This is a genomic window from Microlunatus flavus, from assembly GCF_900110855.1.
GTDB classification, from domain to species: domain Bacteria; phylum Actinomycetota; class Actinomycetes; order Propionibacteriales; family Propionibacteriaceae; genus Microlunatus; species Microlunatus flavus.
In genome coordinates, this window is the sequence record NZ_FOFA01000002.1 from 358,224 (window position 1) to 377,535 (window position 19,312).

General features: G+C 72.5%; 18 protein-coding genes and 2 tRNA genes. 13 read left to right on the forward strand and 7 right to left on the reverse strand.

Annotated elements, in window-relative coordinates:
- Positions 1-45: 45 nt before the first annotated feature.
- Both BMY04_RS06070 and BMY04_RS06075 read left to right on the forward strand, forming a co-directional pair.
- Positions 46-1,668: a glycosyltransferase gene (locus BMY04_RS06070; protein WP_091178235.1), complete on the forward strand. Its 1,623-nt coding sequence runs from the start codon at positions 46-48 to the stop codon at positions 1,666-1,668.
- Positions 1,656-2,342 (forward strand): polysaccharide deacetylase family protein, encoded by a 687-nt coding sequence (locus tag BMY04_RS06075; RefSeq protein WP_091178236.1) that lies wholly within the window; start codon positions 1,656-1,658, stop codon positions 2,340-2,342. The genes BMY04_RS06070 and BMY04_RS06075 overlap by 13 nt, the downstream gene beginning before the upstream one ends.
- Here BMY04_RS06075 and BMY04_RS06080 read toward each other — a convergent pair.
- From BMY04_RS06080 to galE, 3 genes are read right to left on the reverse strand one after another with little or no spacing between them, the layout of a single operon-like run.
- A complete protein-coding gene (locus BMY04_RS06080) occupies positions 2,339-3,517 on the reverse strand; it encodes an ABC transporter ATP-binding protein (RefSeq protein WP_091178237.1) in 1,179 nt (392 codons plus the stop codon). The genes BMY04_RS06075 and BMY04_RS06080 overlap by 4 nt on opposite strands.
- The gene (locus tag BMY04_RS06085; RefSeq protein ID WP_170854019.1) at positions 3,518-4,357 is read right to left on the reverse strand and encodes an ABC transporter permease; all 840 of its coding nucleotides are present in this window, start codon (positions 4,355-4,357) and stop codon (positions 3,518-3,520) included.
- The gene (gene galE / locus BMY04_RS06090; RefSeq protein WP_091178545.1) at positions 4,354-5,331 is read right to left on the reverse strand and encodes a UDP-glucose 4-epimerase GalE; all 978 of its coding nucleotides are present in this window, start codon (positions 5,329-5,331) and stop codon (positions 4,354-4,356) included. Before galE ends, BMY04_RS06085 begins: the two co-directional genes overlap by 4 nt.
- 161 nt (positions 5,332-5,492) lie before the next feature.
- Between galE and BMY04_RS06095 the strand changes: the two genes are divergently transcribed.
- From BMY04_RS06095 to BMY04_RS06105, 3 genes are all read left to right on the forward strand, one after another.
- A tRNA-Pro gene (locus BMY04_RS06095) sits at positions 5,493-5,565 on the forward strand.
- Positions 5,566-5,603: 38 nt separating this feature from the next.
- Positions 5,604-5,674: transfer RNA gene (locus tag BMY04_RS06100), tRNA-Gly, on the forward strand.
- Between the two features lie 300 nt (positions 5,675-5,974).
- Complete coding sequence (locus BMY04_RS06105; protein WP_091178239.1) at positions 5,975-6,172, forward strand: hypothetical protein; 198 nt, start codon at positions 5,975-5,977, stop codon at positions 6,170-6,172.
- Here BMY04_RS06105 and BMY04_RS06110 read toward each other — a convergent pair.
- On the reverse strand, positions 6,169-6,729 hold the full coding sequence (locus BMY04_RS06110; RefSeq protein ID WP_232506134.1) for an AAA family ATPase: 561 nt from the start codon (positions 6,727-6,729) through the stop codon (positions 6,169-6,171). The genes BMY04_RS06105 and BMY04_RS06110 overlap by 4 nt on opposite strands.
- A gap of 112 nt (positions 6,730-6,841) precedes the next feature.
- Here BMY04_RS06110 and BMY04_RS06115 point away from each other — a divergent pair, with 112 nt between their 5' ends.
- From BMY04_RS06115 to clpX, 6 genes are all read left to right on the forward strand, one after another.
- A complete protein-coding gene (locus BMY04_RS06115) occupies positions 6,842-7,345 on the forward strand; it encodes an NfeD family protein (RefSeq protein ID WP_091178241.1) in 504 nt (167 codons plus the stop codon).
- Positions 7,346-7,463: 118 nt separating this feature from the next.
- A complete protein-coding gene (locus tag BMY04_RS06120; protein ID WP_198409962.1) occupies positions 7,464-8,999 on the forward strand; it encodes a flotillin family protein in 1,536 nt (511 codons plus the stop codon).
- 142 nt (positions 9,000-9,141) lie between these two features.
- Positions 9,142-10,602 (forward strand): trigger factor, encoded by a 1,461-nt coding sequence (tig, locus tag BMY04_RS06125; RefSeq protein WP_091178242.1) that lies wholly within the window; start codon positions 9,142-9,144, stop codon positions 10,600-10,602.
- Positions 10,603-10,889: 287 nt separating this feature from the next.
- A complete protein-coding gene (locus BMY04_RS06130) occupies positions 10,890-11,534 on the forward strand; it encodes an ATP-dependent Clp protease proteolytic subunit (protein WP_408630441.1) in 645 nt (214 codons plus the stop codon).
- Positions 11,535-11,616: 82 nt separating this feature from the next.
- On the forward strand, positions 11,617-12,219 hold the full coding sequence (locus tag BMY04_RS06135; RefSeq protein ID WP_091178548.1) for an ATP-dependent Clp protease proteolytic subunit: 603 nt from the start codon (positions 11,617-11,619) through the stop codon (positions 12,217-12,219).
- A gap of 150 nt (positions 12,220-12,369) precedes the next feature.
- A complete protein-coding gene (gene clpX, locus BMY04_RS06140) occupies positions 12,370-13,659 on the forward strand; it encodes an ATP-dependent Clp protease ATP-binding subunit ClpX (protein ID WP_091178243.1) in 1,290 nt (429 codons plus the stop codon).
- Between the two features lie 309 nt (positions 13,660-13,968).
- Here clpX and BMY04_RS06145 read toward each other — a convergent pair whose 3' ends face one another.
- Complete coding sequence (locus tag BMY04_RS06145) at positions 13,969-14,550, reverse strand: hypothetical protein (RefSeq protein ID WP_091178244.1); 582 nt, start codon at positions 14,548-14,550, stop codon at positions 13,969-13,971.
- Positions 14,551-14,879: 329 nt separating this feature from the next.
- The gene (locus BMY04_RS06150; RefSeq protein ID WP_091178245.1) at positions 14,880-15,359 is read right to left on the reverse strand and encodes a glutathione peroxidase; all 480 of its coding nucleotides are present in this window, start codon (positions 15,357-15,359) and stop codon (positions 14,880-14,882) included.
- Between the two features lie 51 nt (positions 15,360-15,410).
- Between BMY04_RS06150 and BMY04_RS06155 the strand changes: the two genes are divergently transcribed.
- Together BMY04_RS06155 and BMY04_RS06160 are read left to right on the forward strand one after the other, a co-directional pair.
- Positions 15,411-16,445, forward strand: a complete 1,035-nt coding sequence (locus tag BMY04_RS06155; protein ID WP_091178246.1) for an NADPH:quinone reductase — start codon at positions 15,411-15,413, stop codon at positions 16,443-16,445.
- A 54-nt stretch (positions 16,446-16,499) separates the two neighbouring features.
- The gene (locus tag BMY04_RS06160; protein ID WP_091178247.1) at positions 16,500-16,682 is read left to right on the forward strand and encodes a hypothetical protein; all 183 of its coding nucleotides are present in this window, start codon (positions 16,500-16,502) and stop codon (positions 16,680-16,682) included.
- Positions 16,683-16,702: 20 nt separating this feature from the next.
- Here the strand turns inward: BMY04_RS06160 and valS are convergent, their stop codons facing one another.
- Complete coding sequence (gene valS, locus BMY04_RS06165; protein ID WP_232506180.1) at positions 16,703-19,255, reverse strand: valine--tRNA ligase; 2,553 nt, start codon at positions 19,253-19,255, stop codon at positions 16,703-16,705.
- Positions 19,256-19,312 lie beyond the last annotated feature (57 nt).

The window sequence follows — 19,312 nt, forward strand, 5'->3', positions numbered from 1 at the left end:
CCCGGACCGCCTTCGCCGGCCGCGAGGAGGTGCGAGGCTGGTGGCGTGGACCCGGCCCCGACCCTCGTCTCGGTCGTGATGATCTTCCGCGACGCGGAGCGCTTCTTCGACGCGGCCATCGACAGCGTGCTGGCGCAGACGCACCCGGCCCTCGAGCTGCTGCTGTGCGACGACGGGTCGACCGACGCGAGCACAGCCACGGCGCGCCGGCGGGCGGACGCCGAGCCCGCCCGGGTCCGCTACCTCGACCACCCCGGGCACGCCCACCGCGGGATGAGCGCCACCCGCAACCTCGGGATCGCCGCCGCCCGCGGCGAGGTCGTCGCGTTCCTCGACGCCGACGACGTGTGGGACCCGGGCCACCTGGCCCACGAGGTGGCCCTGCTCGCCGACCACCCCGAGGCCTCGTTCGTCTGCGGTCGGGCCCTCGACTGGTACAGCTGGAAGGACGCGGACGCCGAGGACCGCTGGTCTCCGCTGCCGTGGCCGCCAGGCACGTCCGTGCCGCCCCCGCGGATGCTCTCGGCCGTGCTCCGCCGGGGCGCCTACAGCACCCCGACCTGCAGCCTGCTCGTGCGCCGTGACGTGCTGCACGAGGTCGGTGGCGGTGACGACGCCTTCACGGCCCTCTTCGAGGACCAGGTCCTGCTCGCCAAGCTCTACCTCACGCAGACCTGCGTGATCAGCGGCACGCGCACGGCTCGCTACCGCCGGCACGACTGGTCGAGCACCGCGGTCGCGCAGCGCGAGGGCACGTACGACCCCGGGGGACCGAGCAGCAGCCACGAGGCCTTCGTCCGATGGCTGGTGGAGCGCCCGGAGCTCGCGGTCGACGACGCGGAGCACCGCGAGCTGCGCGACCAGCTGGCCGGTGCCTTGCGGCCGTACGACGCGCTGCCTCAGCCGGTCAGCGCACGGGAGCGCCTGCGCCGGGTCGTGCCGAGCCCGGTCCGCCCACTCGTGCGCCGCGGCCTGCGGGGCCTGGCGCGCCGCACGCCGCGCCCTGGCCTCGCCGACGTCTGGCCGCTGCGCCGGCTGGACCCCGTGAGCCGGCAGTTCGGCTACGACCGGGGTCTGCCCGTCGACCGCTACTACATCGAGCGCTTCCTGGCCGAGCACGCGCAGCTCGTCGCCGGTCGCGTCCTCGAGGTGGGCGACGACGGCTACACGCGGCAGTTCGGCGGGCCGCGGGTGAGCCGCAGCGACGTGCTCAACGTGGACGGCACGATCGCGGGAACGACCCTCGTGGCCGACCTGGGCGACCTGGAGGCGTCGGCGCACCTGCCCTCCGAAGCGTTCGACTGCCTCGTGGTGACCCAGACGCTGCACCTCGTGTACGACATGGCCGCTGCGATGAGCACGCTCCACCGGCTGCTGGCACCGGGCGGCACGCTGCTCCTCACCGTGCCGGGCATCAGCCCGCTCAGCGCCGACCGCTGGGCGGGGACCTGGTCCTGGGCGCTGACGCCCTACTCCGCCCGCCGGCTCGTCGGCGAGGTGTTCGGAGACGGGGAGGTGCAGGTGACCTCGTACGGCAACGTCCTGTCCGCGGTGTCCTTCCTGGAGGGTCTGGCGGCGGGCGAGCTGCGCCGACGTGAGCTCGACACCGTCGACCCCCAGTTCCCCGTCCTGGTCGCCGTGCGCGCCGACAAGCCGTGCGCGGGCTGATCCGGCGGCTGGACGGGCGGCGCCAGGCGTGGCGCTGGCGGCTCCTCGACGCCCTCGCGGGGTCGGTCCGTCGCACCGGTCCCGGAACCGTTGCCCTCACCTTCGACGACGGGCCGCGACCGGGGTCCACCGACCGGGTGCTGGACGTGCTGGCCGAGCTCGGGGTGCCGGCGACCTTCTTCTGCGTCGGCCGCAACGCCGAGCGGCACCCGGAGCTGGTGCGGCGCGCCCAGGCCGAGGGCCACGCCGTCGGCTCGCACAGCCACACCCACCCCGACCCGCAGGTCACGCCGCTGCGCGTGCTCGCGGCCGACTACCGGCGCGGCCACGCTGCGGTCGAGGACGCGCTCGGCGGGCCGGTGGCGCTCTTCCGGCCACCTCGGGGCTGGATCGACCTGCCGCGCGCGTTCCAGCTGCGACGGGCCGGGACGCCGCCCGTCTTGTGGAGCGTCGACCCGCAGGACTGGCACCCCGAGGCGCAGCGCGACCTCGTGGCCGAGGTGGCGGGTGCAGCGGGGGAGCGGGACGTGGTCCTGCTGCACGACTGGGTCGAGCAGCCCTGGGACGTCCGCGCGCTCGACCGCTCCCAGACCGTCACCGCGCTCGCGGGGGTGGTCGCGGCGGTCCGAGCACGGGGTCTCGGCTTCAGCACGCTGGCCGGTCGCGCGGGCTAGGCCGGCTCGACCTCGAAGGGCAGGTCGGCGACCACGACGCGGTCCGGGCGTCCGCGGTCGTGGCCGTGGAGGCTGAACGTCGCTGCCGCCGGCTCGTCCACCAGGTCCTCGTGGGCGGTGCCGACCCACAGCCCGACGGTGAAGTCGCCGACGTTGAGCATCGGGGGCACCCGCAGCCGTACGCGCTGGCGTCCTCGGTGCAGGACGCCAGGCGTGCGGTCGCTGAGCGCCTCGTCGAGGATGCGGACGGAGCGGGTGTCGCTGACGTACAGCGCCAGGTCGACGCCCGGCAGCTCCTCGTCGAGCTCGAGGTCGACCTCGACCACCAGCGGGTCGTCGCGCAGGAGGGGCGACCCCGCCGGCGCCTGGTCGGTCCGGACGTCCACCCGGTGCACCGTGACCGGGCCGGCGCTCAGCACCCGGCCGGCCGCGCCCTGCGCGAGACCGTCGGCGAGGTAGTGGCGGACCACCTCCGAGCTGGGACCCGACTCGCGGACCTCTCCGGCGTCGAGCCACACCGACCGCGGGCAGAGCCGGGCCAGCGAGTCGAGGTCGTGGCTGACGAACACGAGCGTCCGGCCCTCCTGCTCGGCCTCCTGCATGCGGCCGAGGCAGCGCCGCTGGAACTCCGCGTCACCGACCGCCAGGATCTCGTCGACGACGAGCACGTCCGGCTCGAGGTGAGCCGCGACCGAGAAGGCGAGCCGCAGGTACATGCCGCTGGAGTAGCGCTTGACCGGCGTGTCGAGGAAGCGCTCGACGCCCGAGAACTCGACGATCTCGCTGAACCGTCGGGTGATGTCGCGCCGGGACATGCCGAGCACCGCGCCGTTGAGGTAGACGTTCTCGCGGCCGGTCAGCTCGGGGTGGAAGCCGGTCCCCACCTCGAGCAGCGGGGCGACCCGCCCGCGGGTGCGGGAGACGCCCGACGTCGGGGCGGTGATGCCGGCGAGGATCTTGAGCACCGTGCTTTTGCCGGCCCCGTTGCGGCCGAGGATGCCCAGGGCTTCGCCGTCGCCGACCGACAGGCTGACGTCGCGCAGCGACCACAGCTCGTCGCGGCTGGTGCGCCCGTGCAGCGGCCGCGACGCCGCGGCGGTGATCGCCTCACGGAGGTTGGTCCGGTGCCCCAGCCGGTAGCGCTTGCTCACGTGCTCGAGCTCGACGCGCAGCACTCAGATCACGTCCGCGAACTCACGCTGGGCGCGCCGGAAGTAGGCGGCCCCGCTCACCAGCACGGCGAGGACGACGCCGGACGAGACGGCGAGCGGCCAGCCGGGCCAAGGGCCACCGAGCAGCGACCACCGCGCGAGCCCGATGACCCCGACCATCGGGTTGAGCGCGTAGAGCAGGGCGGTCCCGCCCTCGAGCGCGCTGCTCGGGTAGGCCACCGGGCTGGCGAACAGCCACACCTGCAGCACCGGGCCCAGGGCTTGCTTGACGTCGCGGAACCGGACGTTGAGCGCGGACAGCCACAGGCTGGTGCCCAGCGCGGCGAGGACGACGAGCACGAGCCACAGCGGCGTGGCCAGGACCGCCCAGCCGGGGGAGCGGCGGTAGACCAGCAGCAGGACGGCCAGCAGCGCCAGCGACACGACGAGGTCGACCAGCGGCGACAGCACCGCAGCCGCCGGGGCGGCCACCCGGGGGAAGCTGACCTTGGTCACGAGCTCGGGGTTGCCCACCAGCGCCTCCGACCCGCGTGAGACGGCGCCGGAGAAGTACGTCCACACGACCATCCCGGCCAGCGCGAAGAGCGGGTACGGGATGCCGTCGCTCCCGACGCGGGCGAGGCGCGCGAAGACGAACGTGAAGACGACGACGGTGGCCGCCGGCTGGAGCAGCACCCAGACCACACCGAGGACCGCCTGGCTGTAGCGCACGCGCAGGTCGCGCAGGACGAAGAACCACACGAGGTCGCGGGCGCGCCACAGGGCCGCCAGGACGGGTTCGCGCAGGCCGTCGCGGCCGCCGTTCTCCCGCCAGGCAGGCGCGGCCGGCGCTGGGCCGCTCACCGCGACGCGGAGGCCGGGACGGCGGTGGCGGCGCGCCAGGCCGAGCCGAGCGTCGCCCGCAGGTCGTGGCGGGCGGTCCAGCCGAGCTCCGCGGCGATGCGGTCGACCCGCCCGACGACGGCGGCCGGGTCGCCCGGCCGGCGCGGCAGCACGTCGTGGCCGAAGTCGGCACCACTCGTCTCCCGCAGCACGGCGAGCACCTCGAGCACGCTGCTGCCGGTGCCCTGGCCGACGTTGTAGGCCGCGAGCCTCGGGGCCCGCTCGAGCGCCGCAGCCGCGGCCACGTGGGCGTCGGCGACGTCGCGCACGTCGACGTAGTCGCGCACGCACGTGCCGTCCGGCGTGGGCCAGTCGTCGCCGAACACCTGCGGCCGGCGCCCCTCGAGCACCGCGCGGACGACCAGCGGGACCAGGTTGTGCGCGCCCGTGTCGGCGAGGGCGGGTTCGGCGGCGCCGACCACGTTGAAGTAGCGCAGGCTGACCACGCCCAGCCCGTACGCCTCCCCGGCGGCGTGCAGGAGCCGCTCGCCGTAGAGCTTCGAGTCGCCGTACGGGCTCTCGGGCGTGGTGGGCGCGTCCTCGTCGACCGAGGCCGTGGTCGGGGTGCCGTAAACCGAGCAGCTCGAGGAGAAGACGACCCGCGCGCAGCCCGCGCGCCGCAGGGCCGCGGTCAGGCTGACCACGCCGCCGACGTTCTCGCGGGCGTAGCGCAGCGGGTCGGCCACCGACTCGGTCGGCGACTTCTTGCCCGCCAGGTGCACGACGCCGTCGACCTCGGCGAGCGCGTCGGTGAGGAGGTCCTCGTCGAGCACCGAGCCGCTGACGAGCTCGACGCCCGCGGGCACGCGCCCGTCCAGGCCGGTCGAGAGGTCGTCGAGCACGACCGGGGTCCGGCCGGACGCCAGCAGCGAGCGCACGACGTGCGCGCCGATGTACCCGGCTCCGCCCGTGACCAACCACCGTGCCCCCGCCACGTCCGGCACGCTACGGGAGAAGTCGGGCCCGCACCGACGGATCGGCGGAGCCGTGGTGGCGACGGCGAAAGCCTGAGCCGTTCCTGATCGGGCAGCGCGCCGCGGGACCCGTAGACTCAGGCGTCGCCCGGTCGCGCCGCAGCCAGCGGAACCCGGGCGAGCGGGGCGTAGCGTAGTGGCTAGCGCGTCTGCTTTGGGAGCAGAAGATCGCAGGTTCGAGTCCTGTCGCCCCGACCGGTAGAGTTCCGGCCCGGCCCTCGCGTCGGGGTCGTGCGGGTGTAGCTCAATGGCAGAGCCCCAGATTTCCAATCTGGCCACGCGGGTTCGATTCCCGTCACCCGCTCTTCGAGACCGGTTCTTGTCGGAGGCCGGCCCTAGCCTCGCTGGGGTAAAGCGCTGCGGCCGCTGCGGCGAGACGAAGCCGCTCTCCGAGTTCAACCGCAACGCCGCTCGTCGAGACGGCTTCCAGGCGTCGTGCCGTACCTGCATGCGCCGATCAGGCCGCGCACTACCAGCAGCACCGTGAGCGGCACATCGCGCGCGTCCGGGAGGACAACCAGCGACGGAAGGCGGCCGCGGCTGGGCGGCTCGAGACCTACTGCGCACCCGTCCCTGCGTCGACTGCGGCACGTCCGACGGCCGTGTGCTGGAGTTCGACCATCGTGACGGGACGCAGAAGTCCGCGAACGTCTCCGCCATGGTCGGCATGGGGCTCGCGTGGGAACGGATCCTGGACGAGATCGCCAAGTGCGACGTCCGGTGCGCGAGCTGCCACCGCATCGCGACCATGACCAGGGGCGGCCACTACCGCACGGTCTGGCCACGGGAACCGCCGGGCTAGCCGTCGGCTGCTGGGTCGGCCAGTGCCGCCTCGAGCGCGGCGTACGTCTCCTCGACCGCACCGGGGGCGCTGCGGAGGACCACCGCCGACGGGCGCTGCGCGAGGACCTCGAGGAGCGCGTCGTACATCTGCCCGAGGAAGGCGTCCCCGCCCAGCGCTGCGACCACGATGCGGTTGTGCCGGTTCCACGCCGAGTCGTCGGTGCGGTCGGCGAACCTCGCCAGCGCGGCCTCGCGCTCGTCGAGCAGCACCACCTCGCGGAACGACGCGCCGTGGGCGTGGGCGATCGCCTCGAACGCCTCGACCTCGCTCAGCCGGGTGATGTTCTGCGGCATGACGACGTCGTGACCGGCCCCGAGGTGGCTCGCCGCCAACGCCTTGCCGAGGGGGCGGGCCAGTGCGTGGGTGTCCTGCGCCGGGTCCTGCCAGCCGCCGATGAGCGGGTGCAGCTGGTCGATGTCGAGGTCGAGCGTCCCCGGGTGGCGCTCCGCCCACAGCGCGGCGAGCGTCGACTTCCCGATCCCGGGGGGTCCGTTCAGGTGGATCAAGGTCGGCACCGGGCGACGGTAGCCGGACACCGCCCCGAAGCCGCCTGCGCGCACCCGCGAACCCCTACGATGCGGACGTCGGACGAAGTGCGGGGCGCGCGTCGCGCCGGAAGGAGACCAGGTGACCGTCTTCCTGGTCCTCGGCGTGGTCGGGCTCGTCCTGCTCGGCATCTCGCTGCTGCTGGGCGACCTCTTCGACGGGATCCTCGACGCCCTACCGTCCGACGTCTTCTCCAGCGCGGTGATCGGCGGCTTCGTCTCCGCGTTCGGGTTCGGTGCGGCCCTCAGCGAGGGCCTCGGCGCCCCGCTCGGCCTCTCGATCGGCGTCGGCGTGGTCGTGGGCGTCGGGTTCGCCTGGTTCGCAGGCTGGCTGACGCGCCTCGTCCGCGGCAGCGGGAGCGACGCCACCGTGACCACCGGGGACACCGTCGGGCGCGACGCCAAGGTCGTCACCGGCATCCCCGTCGGCGGCTTCGGCGTCGTCCGGGTCCAGGTCGGCGGTCACTCCCTGCAGCTCAACGCCCGCGCCGACCAGCCCGTCGAGGTCGGCACCGAGGTCTACGTCACCGCCGTGCTCTCGCCGACCGCGGTCGCCGTGACCCCCGTGCACCCCGAGCTCGCATGACCCTCGGACCGGCGACCCTGGACGCACCCACCTGACCGCTCCATCCAGCGCCCAGCCCTCGAACCGGCCGACGACCCAGCCCACGAACCACCCGTACGCCCTCACCGGAAGGCCAGCCGTGACCGTGCCCGACCTGCTCTACCCGATCGCCGGACTCGTCGTCCTGGTGGTCCTGCTCGTGCTCCTCGTGACGAGCCGCTACAAGGTCGCCGGGCCCAACCAGGCCTTCATCGTCACGGGACGCAAGGGCAAGGCGGTCCTCAACCCCGAGACCGGCCAGCTGACGACCGACCTGTCGGGCCAGAAGGTCGTGCTGGGCGGCGGGTCGTTCGTGATCCCCTTCGTGCAGCGGCTGGCGACCATGGACCTGTCGAGCCGGCGGATCTCGGTCCAGATCCGCGGCGCCGTGTCCGGCCAGGGCATCAAGCTGAACGTCGAGGGCGTCGCGATCGTCAAGGTCGGCGGCAATGCCAACCAGATCCGCCTCGCCGCCCAGCGCTTCCTCTCCCAGCAGAACGAGATCGAGCCCTTCACCCAGGAGGTGCTCGCCGGCGCGCTGCGCTCGATCGTCGGCGGCCTCACCGTCGAGCAGATCATCCGCGACCGGGCCGCCTTCGCCCAGCGTGTGGCCGACGAGAGCGAGAACTCGCTCACCGGCCAGGGCCTCATCCTCGACACCTTCCAGATCCAGGACGTCACCGACGACGGCAGCTACCTGGCCGACCTGGGCCGACCCGAGGCCGCGCGCATCGGGCAGACCGCCGCGATCGCGGAGGCGAACGCCCGCCAGGCCGCCGAGCAGGCGCGCATCAAGTCGGAGGAGGAGATCGCCGTCGCCCAGCGCCAGCTGGCCCTGCGCCAGGCCGAGATCAAGTCCGAGACCGACGCCGCGGCCGCCCGCGCCGCCTCCGCCGGTCCGCTGGCGCAGGCCGACCGCGACCAGGCGATCCTGCTCGAGCAGGAGAAGGTGGCCGTGCGCCAGGCCGCGCTGACCGAGCGCCAGCTGGAGACGCAGGTCCGCAAGCCCGCCGACGCCAACCGCTACAAGGTGGAGCAGGAGGCCGCCGCCGCCCGCAACGCGCAGATCTCCGCCGCCGAGGCGCGCAAGGCCGCCACCATCGCGGCCGCGCAGGCCAAGTCCGAGGAGGACCGCCTGACCGGTGAGGCCGAGCGCGCGCGCCGCTCCTCGCTCGCCGAGGCGGAGGCGATCGAGGGCGCCAAGCGCGGTGAGGCGGCCAAGGCCCGCCGCGTGGCCGAGGCCGAGGCCACCCGGGCCGAGGGCGAGGCGAACGCCGCCGCGACGCTGGCCGTCGGCCAGGCGGAGGCCGAGGCGATGAACAAGCGCGCCGAGGCCTTCGCGAACTACAACGAGGCCGCCGTCCTGCAGATGCTGATCGAGGTGCTGCCGCAGATCGCCAAGGAGGTGGCTGCCCCGATCAGCGCCATCGACCAGCTCACCGTCATCTCCTCCGACGGCGCCGGTGCGCTGCCGCGCCAGGTCACCGACAACGTCACCCAGACGCTCCAGATGCTCAAGTCGGCGACGGGGCTCGACCTCGAGGCGCTGGTCGCCCGGTCGGCCGGGCGGGTCAGCCAGGGGCTCACGTCGGCGGCGGCCTCGGGCTCGGTGAACGGGGACGGGGCCGCCCGCTGAGCGCCCGGCGCCCCGGTGGTGGGGCTCGGGGTGGCCGGATTGGTGCGCGCTGGGCGCGCCACCGTACGCTGGACCGTCGAGCCGGAGCACGACCGCACGTCGTCCCGGACGCCAGCCCAGACCTTCCAGGAGTCCCACCACCGTGCCCAGCACCGTCGAGCAGCTCAGCCCCACGCGGGTCAAGATCACCGTCGAGGTCCCGTTCACCGACCTCAAGCCCAGCCTGGACAAGGCGTACGCCGACATCGCGCGCTCGATCAACGTCCCCGGCTTCCGCAAGGGCAAGGTGCCCCCCATGGTCATCGACCAGCGCTTCGGGCGCGGCGTGGTCATCCAGGAGGCCTTCAACGACTCCTGGTCGCGCTTCTACGGCGAGGCCGTCACCGAGAACGCCCTGACGCCCCTGGCCCAGCCCGAGGTCGAGGTCACCAAGCTCGAGGACGGCGACCTCATCGAGTTCACCGCCGAGGTCGACGTCCGCCCCGACTTCGAGGTGCCGGACCCCTCCCAGATCTCGGTCCAGGTCGACGCGCTCGAGGTGCCGGACACCCTGGTCGACGAGCAGCTCGACGTGCTGCGCCGCCGCTTCGGCAGCCGTACGACGGTCGAGCGCGGCGCCGAGGACGGTGACCTCGTCACCCTCAGCCTGGTCGCCAGCAACGACGGCGAGGCGCTGCCGGACGGCAGCGCGACCGACGTCGAGTACACCCTCGGCTCCGGCCAGATGCTCGACGGGCTCGACGAGGCCGTGACCGGCCTGTCGGCCGGCGGCTCGGCCACGTTCCGCTCCACCCTGGTCGGCGGTCCGCTCAAGGACGAGGAGGCCGACATCGAGGTGACGGTCTCCAAGGTGCAGAGCCAGGAGCTGCCCGAGGTCGACGACGACTTCGCCCAGGAGGCGTCCGAGTTCGACACCATCGACGAGCTGCGCGCCAGCATCGCCACGATGGCCACGAACGCCGCGCGCCTGGAGCAGGCCACGCAGGCCCGCGACGCCGTCCTCGAGGCGCTCGTCGACTCGATCGACGTGGCCGTGCCCGAGAACCTGCTCGAGTCCGAGCTCCAGGGCCGTCGCCAGCAGATCACCGGCCAGCTCGCGCAGGCCGGGCTCACCCTCGAGCAGTACCTCGCCGACAGCGAGGACAGCCAGACCGAGGAGGAGTTCTGGGCCGACGTCGAGCGCCGCGCGACGCAGTCGCTCAAGGCGCAGATGGTCCTCGACAAGATCGCCGAGGGCTCCGAGATCGGTGTCGACCAGAACGACCTGACCCAGCACATCCTGCGCCGCGCCCAGGCCGAGGGCACCGCCCCGCAGCAGATCGCGGAGCACCTGCAGGAGCACCCGCACCACATCGAGGAGTACATGGTCGAGATCCGGCGCGGCAAGGCGCTGGCCTCGGTCGTCGAGGCCGCCACGGTGACCGACTCGAACGGTGACCGCGTCGACCTCGCCTCGGTCCGCGAGGACGGCTCGCTCGGCACGCCCGAGGACGACGCCCAGGACGCCGCCGTGGAGGCGGCCCTGCAGTCCGCCGCTCAGGAGGCCGCCGACCCGCAGGAGCAGGGCGAGCAGCAGGACGAGCAGGAGCAGCAGCAGTCCTGAAGCCGGTCCGCCCGGCGCGGCAGGGCAGACCTTGACGCAAGTCTGAGAGGTCGTTGAGCCGATGTCGCGCTTGGCGCGGCACACTGGTGTGGCCCAGGCGCGACGGTCGGGGAGCGGCTCGGGGGAGCACCACCGTTCGTCGTCGCACGGGTGCCGAGGGCGGTTCCGGTCAGCAGACCGGGCCGCCCTCCGGCCTTCTCGGGAGGGTGCCTCCGCCCACTGCGCCCAAAGCGAACACCCGTGCAGGCCCACCCGAAACGTCGGTGCCGCCGGGTAGGTTCGGCTCCGTGAACGCCTCCTTCGACGGACCCCGCTCCGCGGTCGACATCCCCCGGGCTGCGGCCCGCGGCGGCATCGGGCTTGACGACAACGTCTACCAGTCGCTCCTGGCCAACCGGATCATCTTCCTCGGCTCCGAGGTGCGCGACGAGAACGCGAACGCGATCTGCGCGCAGATGCTCCTGCTGAACGCCGAGGACCCGCACAAGGACATCTACCTCTACATCAACTCCCCGGGCGGCTCCGTCGACTCGGGCATGGCGATCTACGACACGATGAACTGGATCTCCAACGACGTCGCGACCGTGGCCATGGGCCTCGCGGCCTCGATGGGGCAGTTCCTGCTCTGCGCCGGCACCAAGGGCAAGCGCTACGCCCTGCCGCACAGCCGGATCATGATGCACCAGCCGTCCGGCGGCCTCGGCGGCACCGCGAGCGACATCCGGATCCAGGCCGAGCAGTCGCTGCACATCAAGAACGTCATGCAGAAGCTGATCGCCGAGCACACCGGCCAGACGCTGGCGCAGATCGAGGCCGACTCCGACCGCGACCGCTGGTTCACCGCGGAGGAGGCGCTGGCGTACGGGCAGATCGACCGCGTGTACGCCTCGGCCGCGCAGATCCCCGACGCCGCCGACGCGCCCAACTCCTGACCGCCCCGCCACGAACGAAGGAACACCGATGAGCCAGAAGTTCGGCGCGCCGTTCGCCGAGGGGCAGCCGTTCGCCCCGCAGATGGACTACTACATCCCGCAGTGGGAGGAGCGCACGTCCTACGGGATGCGGCGCATCGACCCCTACACCAAGCTGTTCGAGGACCGCATCATCTTCCTCGGCACCCCGATCAGCGACGAGATCGCGAACGCCGTGATGGCCCAGCTGCTCTGCCTGCAGCAGATGGACGCCGACCGCGACATCGAGATCTACATCAACAGCCCCGGCGGCTCGTTCACCGCGCTGACGGCGATCTACGACACGATGCGCTACATCAAGCCCGACGTCCGCACGGTCTGCCTGGGCCAGGCGGCCTCGGCGGCGGCGGTCATCCTCGCGGCCGGCACCAAGGGCAAGCGGCTCGCGCTGCCGAACAGCCGGATCCTCATCCACCAGCCGGCGACCGAGGGCGGCTACGGCCAGTCGTCCGACATCGAGATCCAGGCCCGCGAGATCCTCCGGATCCGCTCGCTCATGGAGGAGATGCTCTCCACCGACACGGGCAAGTCGACCGAGGACGTCAGCCGCGACATCGAGCGCGACAAGTACCTCACCGCCGAGCAGGCGCTCGAGTACGGCATCATCGACGAGATCCTGACCTCGCTCAAGGCCGTCCCGGCCTGAGCCGCGTCGTCCCCGGTCGCGCCTCGTGCGCGGCCGGGGCCAGGCGATTTCTCCCCCCATCCGGACGGTCCGGGGCTTAGGGTGTGGGGACCACGAACACCCCCGGACGGGCACGACTGTGCCACTGGTGCAGCGAAGTGAGGAGACGGCGTGGCCCGGATCGGAGAGAGCGGCGACCTCCTCAAGTGCTCGTTCTGCGGCAAGAGCCAGAAGCAGGTCAAGAAGCTGATCGCGGGCCCCGGGGTCTACATCTGCGACGAGTGCATCGACCTGTGCAACGAGATCATCGAGGAGGAGTTCTCCGAGACCGGTGAGGTCGGGCTGCTCGACGAGCTGCCCAAGCCGCACCAGATCCGGCAGTTCCTCGACGGCTACGTCATCGGCCAGGGCAACGCCAAGAAGGCCCTCGCGGTCGCGGTGTACAACCACTACAAGCGGGTGCAGGCGCAGGCCAACGCCCCGGCCCGGCGCGGCGAGGACGACACCGTCGAGCTCAGCAAGAGCAACATCCTGCTGATCGGTCCGACCGGTTGCGGCAAGACGTACCTCGCGCAGACGCTGGCCAAGATGCTGAACGTGCCGTTCGCCATCGCCGACGCCACCGCGCTCACCGAGGCCGGCTACGTCGGCGAGGACGTCGAGAACATCCTCCTCAAGCTCATCCAGGCCGCGGACTTCGACGTCAAGAAGGCCGAGACCGGGATCATCTACATCGACGAGGTCGACAAGATCGCCCGCAAGAGCGAAAACCCGTCCATCACCCGCGACGTCTCCGGCGAGGGCGTGCAGCAGGCGCTGCTCAAGATCCTCGAGGGCACGTCGGCCTCGGTGCCGCCGCAGGGCGGGCGCAAGCACCCGCACCAGGACTTCATCCAGATCGACACGACGAACGTGCTGTTCATCGTCGGCGGGGCCTTCGCCGGGCTGGAGCACATCGTCTCCTCGCGCGTCGGCAAGCGGCCGCTCGGCTTCAACAACGATCTGACCTCGCGCAAGCCGGACAGCGAGGACCCGTACGCCGACGTGCGTCCGGAGGACCTGGTCAAGTTCGGACTGATCCCCGAGTTCATCGGGCGCCTGCCGATGATCGCCTCCGTCGCTCCGCTCGACCGCGACGCGCTGATCCGCATCCTCGTCGAGCCCCGCAACGCGCTGGTCAAGCAGTTCCGCAAGCTCTTCGAGCTCGACGGGGTCGACCTCGAGTTCACCCCGGACGCGGTCGAGGCCATCGCCGACCTCGCGCTGCTGCGCGGCACCGGAGCGCGCGGCCTGCGCGCGATCCTCGAAGAGGTCCTGCTCAACGTCATGTACGACGTGCCCAGCCGCGAGGACGTCGCCCAGGTCGTCATCACCGGCGAGGTCGTCCGCGACGCGGTCCTCCCGACCCTCGTGCCCCGTGAGAAGTTCGCGAAGCGCGAGCGCCGCGAGAAGTCGGCCTAGCCGCCTCCTCTCCTCTGCCGCACCTCAACCGGAAAGTGGTCACCCCGGGCCCCGATCGGAAGGTCGGACGGGCCCGGGCCGACCACTTTCCTGCTGGCTGAGTGCTCGTCGCCAGTGGCCCAGGGCTCGAGAGCGCCCGGGAGGGCGCAGCATCGAGCTGTTCAGCAGATCCTCCCAGCGACGTAGCCGGGCGGCGTCCCAGGACCGCCCCAGCAGCTCGTCGGTCTGGCGGATGATCGCCGCGCCCTCGTTCAGCAGGTGGCGGGAGGTGTAGCCGAACCGCTCCCAGCCGCTAGCGTCGAGCAGGCGCTAGCGCCGGAGGTCCGCGTCCTGCACCTCCGGCGTCCGGTGGTCGGAGCCGTTGTACTCGTGCAGCCGTCGGGTGCCGACCACGCTGAAGTCGGCGCGGGCGAGGAATCTGCCGTCGTCGTCGTGCACCGGGTGCTGCGGTTCCACCGGGATGTCGGCGGCGCCGTGGAGGACCCGCATGATCGACTCCCAGGTCGACTCGCTGCGCTTGTCGAGCAGAGGGACGACCTCGCGCAGCAGCGGCGCACCCCGACGCCGTTGCCCGGCGACGATCGCGAGCTCCGTCGTCGTGACGTGCCCGAGGCGGAGAGCGGAGTCGCCGAGGACGACGAGGTCCAGGACGCCCAGGTCGCGGGTCGCCGCCAGGATCGTCTCGGCGGGAGTCGTGAGCCGGATCCCGTCGCGCAGCGTGAAGCCGAACGATCGCGGGTGCCGGCAGACCAGCAGGCCTGGACGGCGCGGTCGGGGGTCGCAGCGTCGCATCGCAGCGAAGACCGGGTGCGCCGGGCTGCTCGGGAGCCACCAGCCGTACTGCTCGGCAGCGGTCAGGTGGGTGAAGGCGGACGCCGCCGGCAGGACCAAGGACCAGGCGCGCAGCTCCCCGAGCCGGTCAGCGTCGTCGGCGGGTGGGGCCCACAGACCCCGCGAGACCGGTCGCCAGGCGGAGCCCGGAGCTCGGCCACGAACAGGAAGGTCCACCCCGGAGTCTGGTCGCGGGGTCCGCCTGGCGTGCCGCCCGCGGCACGGTCTGTGGACGACGAAGGGGTGAGCGCGCCTGTCCTGTTGACGACCGGCACCCGCTCTCCCCGGAAAGTGGTCGCGTGCAGCCCTGATCCAGCCGTTCCCGGGTTCGGGAGCGACCACTTTGCGGGAAAGGTGAGAGCTCCGGGAGCTGGCCGCCTCAGTCGCCGTCAGGCGCGAAGGGCCTTCTCGATGTCGGGCTCGATCTTGTCCGGCGTGGTGGTGGGGGCGAAGCGGTCGATGACCTCGCCGTCGCGGCCGACGAGGAACTTGGTGAAGTTCCACTTGATCGCGCCGCCGAGGAGGCCGGAACGTTCCTCCTTGAGCCAGCGGAACAGCGGGTGCGTGTCCTCGCCGTTGACGTCGATCCGCGCGAACATCGGGAAGCTGACGCCGTAGTTCATCGTGCAGAACTCGGCGATCTCCTCCGCGGTGCCGGGCTCCTGGTGCGCGAACTGGTCGCAGGGGAAGCCGAGCACGACGAGGCCCTCGTCCTTGTGCTCCCGGTAGAGCTGCTCGAGCCCCTCGTACTGGGGCGTCAGACCGCACTTCGAGGCGGTGTTGACGACGAGGACGACCTGGCCGTCGTACGACGACAGCGGGGTCTCGACGCCGGTGAGGGAGGTGGCGGTGAAGTCGGAGAGCGGCACGCGCCGATCCTAGGCGGGAAGAAGTCACGGCCGACCCGACTTGTGCCAGACATGAAGAGCATCGTCTACCGCACCACCGGCGACCCGTCCGTCCTCGAGCTGGTCGAGCGTCCCGTGCCCCAGCCCGGCCCCGGCGAGGTCCGCGTGAACATCGCGGTCTCCGGCGTCAACCCCACCGACTGGAAGTCGCGCCGCGGTGCGCGACCGGGCGACGACCTGCCGTTCGCGGAGGTGACGCCCAACCAGGACGGCGCCGGGACGGTGGACGCCATCAGCCCCGAGGCGGCCGAGCTCAACCCGCAGCTCGAGGTGGGAGACCGGGTGTGGATCTTCCTGTCCCAGCACCAGCGCCCGAGCGGCACCGCGCAGGAGTACGTCACCGTTCCGGTCGAGCACGTCGTGCGCCTGCCCGACGGCATCTCCTTCGACGTCGGCGCCGCGCTGGGCGTCCCGGCCATGACCGCGCACCGCGCGCTCACCGTCGCCGAGAACGGCCCGACGCGCCTGCACCCGGGCGGGCTCGCCGGCCGTACGGTCCTCGTCGCCGGGGGAGCGGGCGCCGTCGGCCACGCCGCGATCCAGCTCGCCCGCTGGGCGGGGGCCACGGTCGTCACCACCATCAGCAGCGACGCCAAGGCCGCGCTGGCCACGGCGGCCGGCGCGCACCACGTCGTGAACTACCGCACCTCCGACGCCGCGTCCGAGATCCAGCGCGTCGCGCCCGGCGGCATCGACGTCGTGGCCGAGGTAGCCCCCGGCCCGAACGCCGCGCTCGACCTCGCCGTGCTCAACAACCACGGGACCATCGCCGTGTATGCCAACGACGGCGGCGACAGCGTGACCTTCGACGTCCGGCCGTTCTTCGCCCGCAACCTGCGGTTCCAGGGCCTGCTGCTCTACACCGTCGGCGAGGACGCCCTGCAGGTCGCGGCCGAGGACATCACCGCCGCGCTGGTGGACGGCGTCCTCGGCGTCGGCGAGGAGCACGGCCTGCCGCTGCTCCGTTTCCCGCTGGAGGAGACCGCGGCGGCGCACGACGCCGTCGAGTCGGGCGCGGTCGGCAAGGTGCTCATCGACGTCGCGTGAGAGCACCGGCCTGACAGGATGGACCGACCACCCCGCACGACCGTAGGAGCAGCCGTGACCGAACCCGACCCCCGCGAGGGCCTCGACCGCGAGCACCCGGGCGGTCTGATCGAGGGCGGAGCGGCCGACATCCCGGGCGTGCAGGACCTCGGTCCGGCGGACGCGGACGAGGAGCGTGAGCAGGACCTCGAGCAGGGCGGGACGGCCGGAGCCGTCCCGCCCGGCGACGAGGAGTAGACGAGGAGCAGCGGGAGGGCTCAGCCCTCCGCGGGCACGAGCTCCACGGCCACGCCCAGCGGCGCGTCCGACGGCGTCCAGGTGACGTCGCCCGTGATGCGGCCGACGGCGCGCAGGTCGGGCTCGACGGGCCGGAGGCGGTCCAGGGCAGCGGCCGGGCCGCTGAGCTCGGCCCGCGCGACCTCGGTCTTCATCGAGACCTTGGCCGAGGACTTCGCACCCCGGACGGCGGCGAGGGCCACGGCCACGTCGTCGAGCAGCGCGGCGTCACCGTCGACGCTCAGCTCACCGGCGCTGGGCCAGGCGGCGTGGTGGATGGAACCCTCCTGCCACCACGACCAGACCTCTTCGGTGCAGAAGGGCATGATCGGCGCGAGCAACCGCAGCAGGGTGTGCAGCGCGAGCCCGAGGGCCGCACGCGCGGACGCCGCGGCCTCCTCGCCCTGCGCTCCGTACGCGCGCTCCTTGACCAGCTCGAGGAAGTCGTCGCAGAAGGCCCAGAAGAACGTCTCCGTGACGTCGAGCGCGCCGGTGTAGTCGTACGCCTCGAAGGCGGCGGTGGCCTGCTCGACCACGCCGGCCAGGCCGACGAGCAGCGCCCGGTCGGCGGCCTGGGTCACGAGCGAGCGGTCGAGGGTGGCGGGCGAGACGCCGAAGCCCAGCACGAACTTGCTCGCGTTGAGCACCTTCAGCGCTAGGCGGCGCCCGACCTTCATCTCGCGCTCGTCGAACGGTGAGTCCAGACCCGGGCGGGCCTTCGCGGCGCGCCAGCGGACCGCGTCCGAGCCGTACCGGTCGAGGATCTCGGTCGGCACGACGACGTTGCCCTTGGACTTGCTCATCTTCTTGCGGTCCGGGTCCATGACGAACCCGCTGACCATCGAGCGCGTCCACGGCAGCGAGTGGTTCTCGTAGTGCGCGCGCACCACGCGGGAGAACAGCCAGGTCCGGATGATCTCGTGGGCGTGGGTGTTCAGGTCCATCGGGAAGGTCGCTGCGAACAGCTCCGGGTCGCGCTCCCAGCCGCACACGATCTGCGGCGTCAGGGAGGACACCGCCCAGGTGTCCATGACGTCCGGGTCGGCGACGAAACCGCCGACCTGGCCGCGCTGGTCGGAGGTGAAGCCGTCGGGCACGTCGCTGCTCGGGTCGACCGGCAGCCGGTCCTCGGCGGGCAGCAGCGGGTGCGCGTAGTCCGGCTCGCCCTCCGGGCCGACCGGGTACCAGACGGGGAACGGCACGCCGAAGAAGCGCTGCCGCGACACCAGCCAGTCGCCGTTGAGGCCGTTGACCCAGTTGTCGTAGCGGTACTTCATGTGCTGCGGCGTCCAGGCGAGCTCCTCGCCGCGCTCCAGGAACGTGGCCTTGAGCCCGGCGTCGCGGCCGCCGTTGCGGATGTACCACTGCCGGGTCGAGACGATCTCGAGCGGCTTCTCGCCGCGCTCGTAGAAGTTCGCCTTGCGCTGCGTCGGGGTCGGCTCGCCCAGCAGCGCGCCGTTCTCGCGCAGCGCGGCGACCACGGCTTCGCGGGCGGAGAAGGTCGTCTTGCCGGCGATCGCCTCCCAGGTCGCGGCGTCGGCGACCCACTCCGGCTGCTCGCGCAGGATGCGCCCGTCGCGGCCGATGATCACGCGCGTCGGCAGCTGCAGCTCGCGCCACCACGTCACGTCGGTCAGGTCGCCGAACGTGCAGCACATGACCAGGCCGGAGCCCTTGTCCGGCTCGGCGGCCTCGTGGGCGAGCACCGGCAGCTCGACGCCGTAGAGCGGCGAGGTCACGGTCTGGCCGAAGAGGTCGGCGTAGCGCTCGTCGTCGGGGTGGGCGATCAGGGCGACGCAGGCGGCGATCAGCTCCGGGCGCGTCGTCTCGATGACGGCCGGGCCGCCGTCCGCCCGGGTGAAGGCCACCTTGTGGTAGGCGCCGGGGTAGTCGCGGGCCTCCAGCTCGGCCTGCGCCACGGCGGTCTGGAAGGTCACGTCCCACAGCGTCGGGGCCTCGGAGAGGTACGCCTCGCCGCGCGTCACGTTGCGCAGGAACGCCTTCTGCGCGACGGCCTGCGAGTCGTCGGAGATGGTCGTGTAGAGGCTCGACCAGTCCACGCTCAGCCCGACGCGGCGCCACATGTCCTCGAAGACCTGCTCGTCGAGGTTGGTCAGCTCGTGGCACAGCGCGACGAAGTTGCGCCGGCTGATGGGCACCTGGTTCTTGGGGTCCGGCTTGGCCGGCGGCGTGAAGCCCGGGTCGTACGCGACGGTCGGGTCGCAGCGCACGCCGTAGTAGTTCTGCACGCGGCGCTCGGTCGGCAGGCCGTTGTCGTCCCAGCCGATCGGGTAGAAGACGTGCTTGCCGGTCATCCGGCGGTAGCGCGCCACCAGGTCGGTGTGGGTGTAGGAGAACACGTGCCCCACGTGCAGCGAGCCGGAGACGGTGGGCGGCGGGGTGTCGATGCTGTAGACCTGCGCGCGCGCCGCGGCCGGGTCGCCGTCCGGACGCACGAAGGCGTACGTGGCGTCGTCGCGCCAGCGCTGCGCCCAGCGCTCCTCGAGGCCCTCGAGGGCGGGCCGGTCGGGCACCCCGCCCGCGCCCTCCGCGACGACGGCCGCACGGCCGGGGTCGACGGTGCGGGGGTC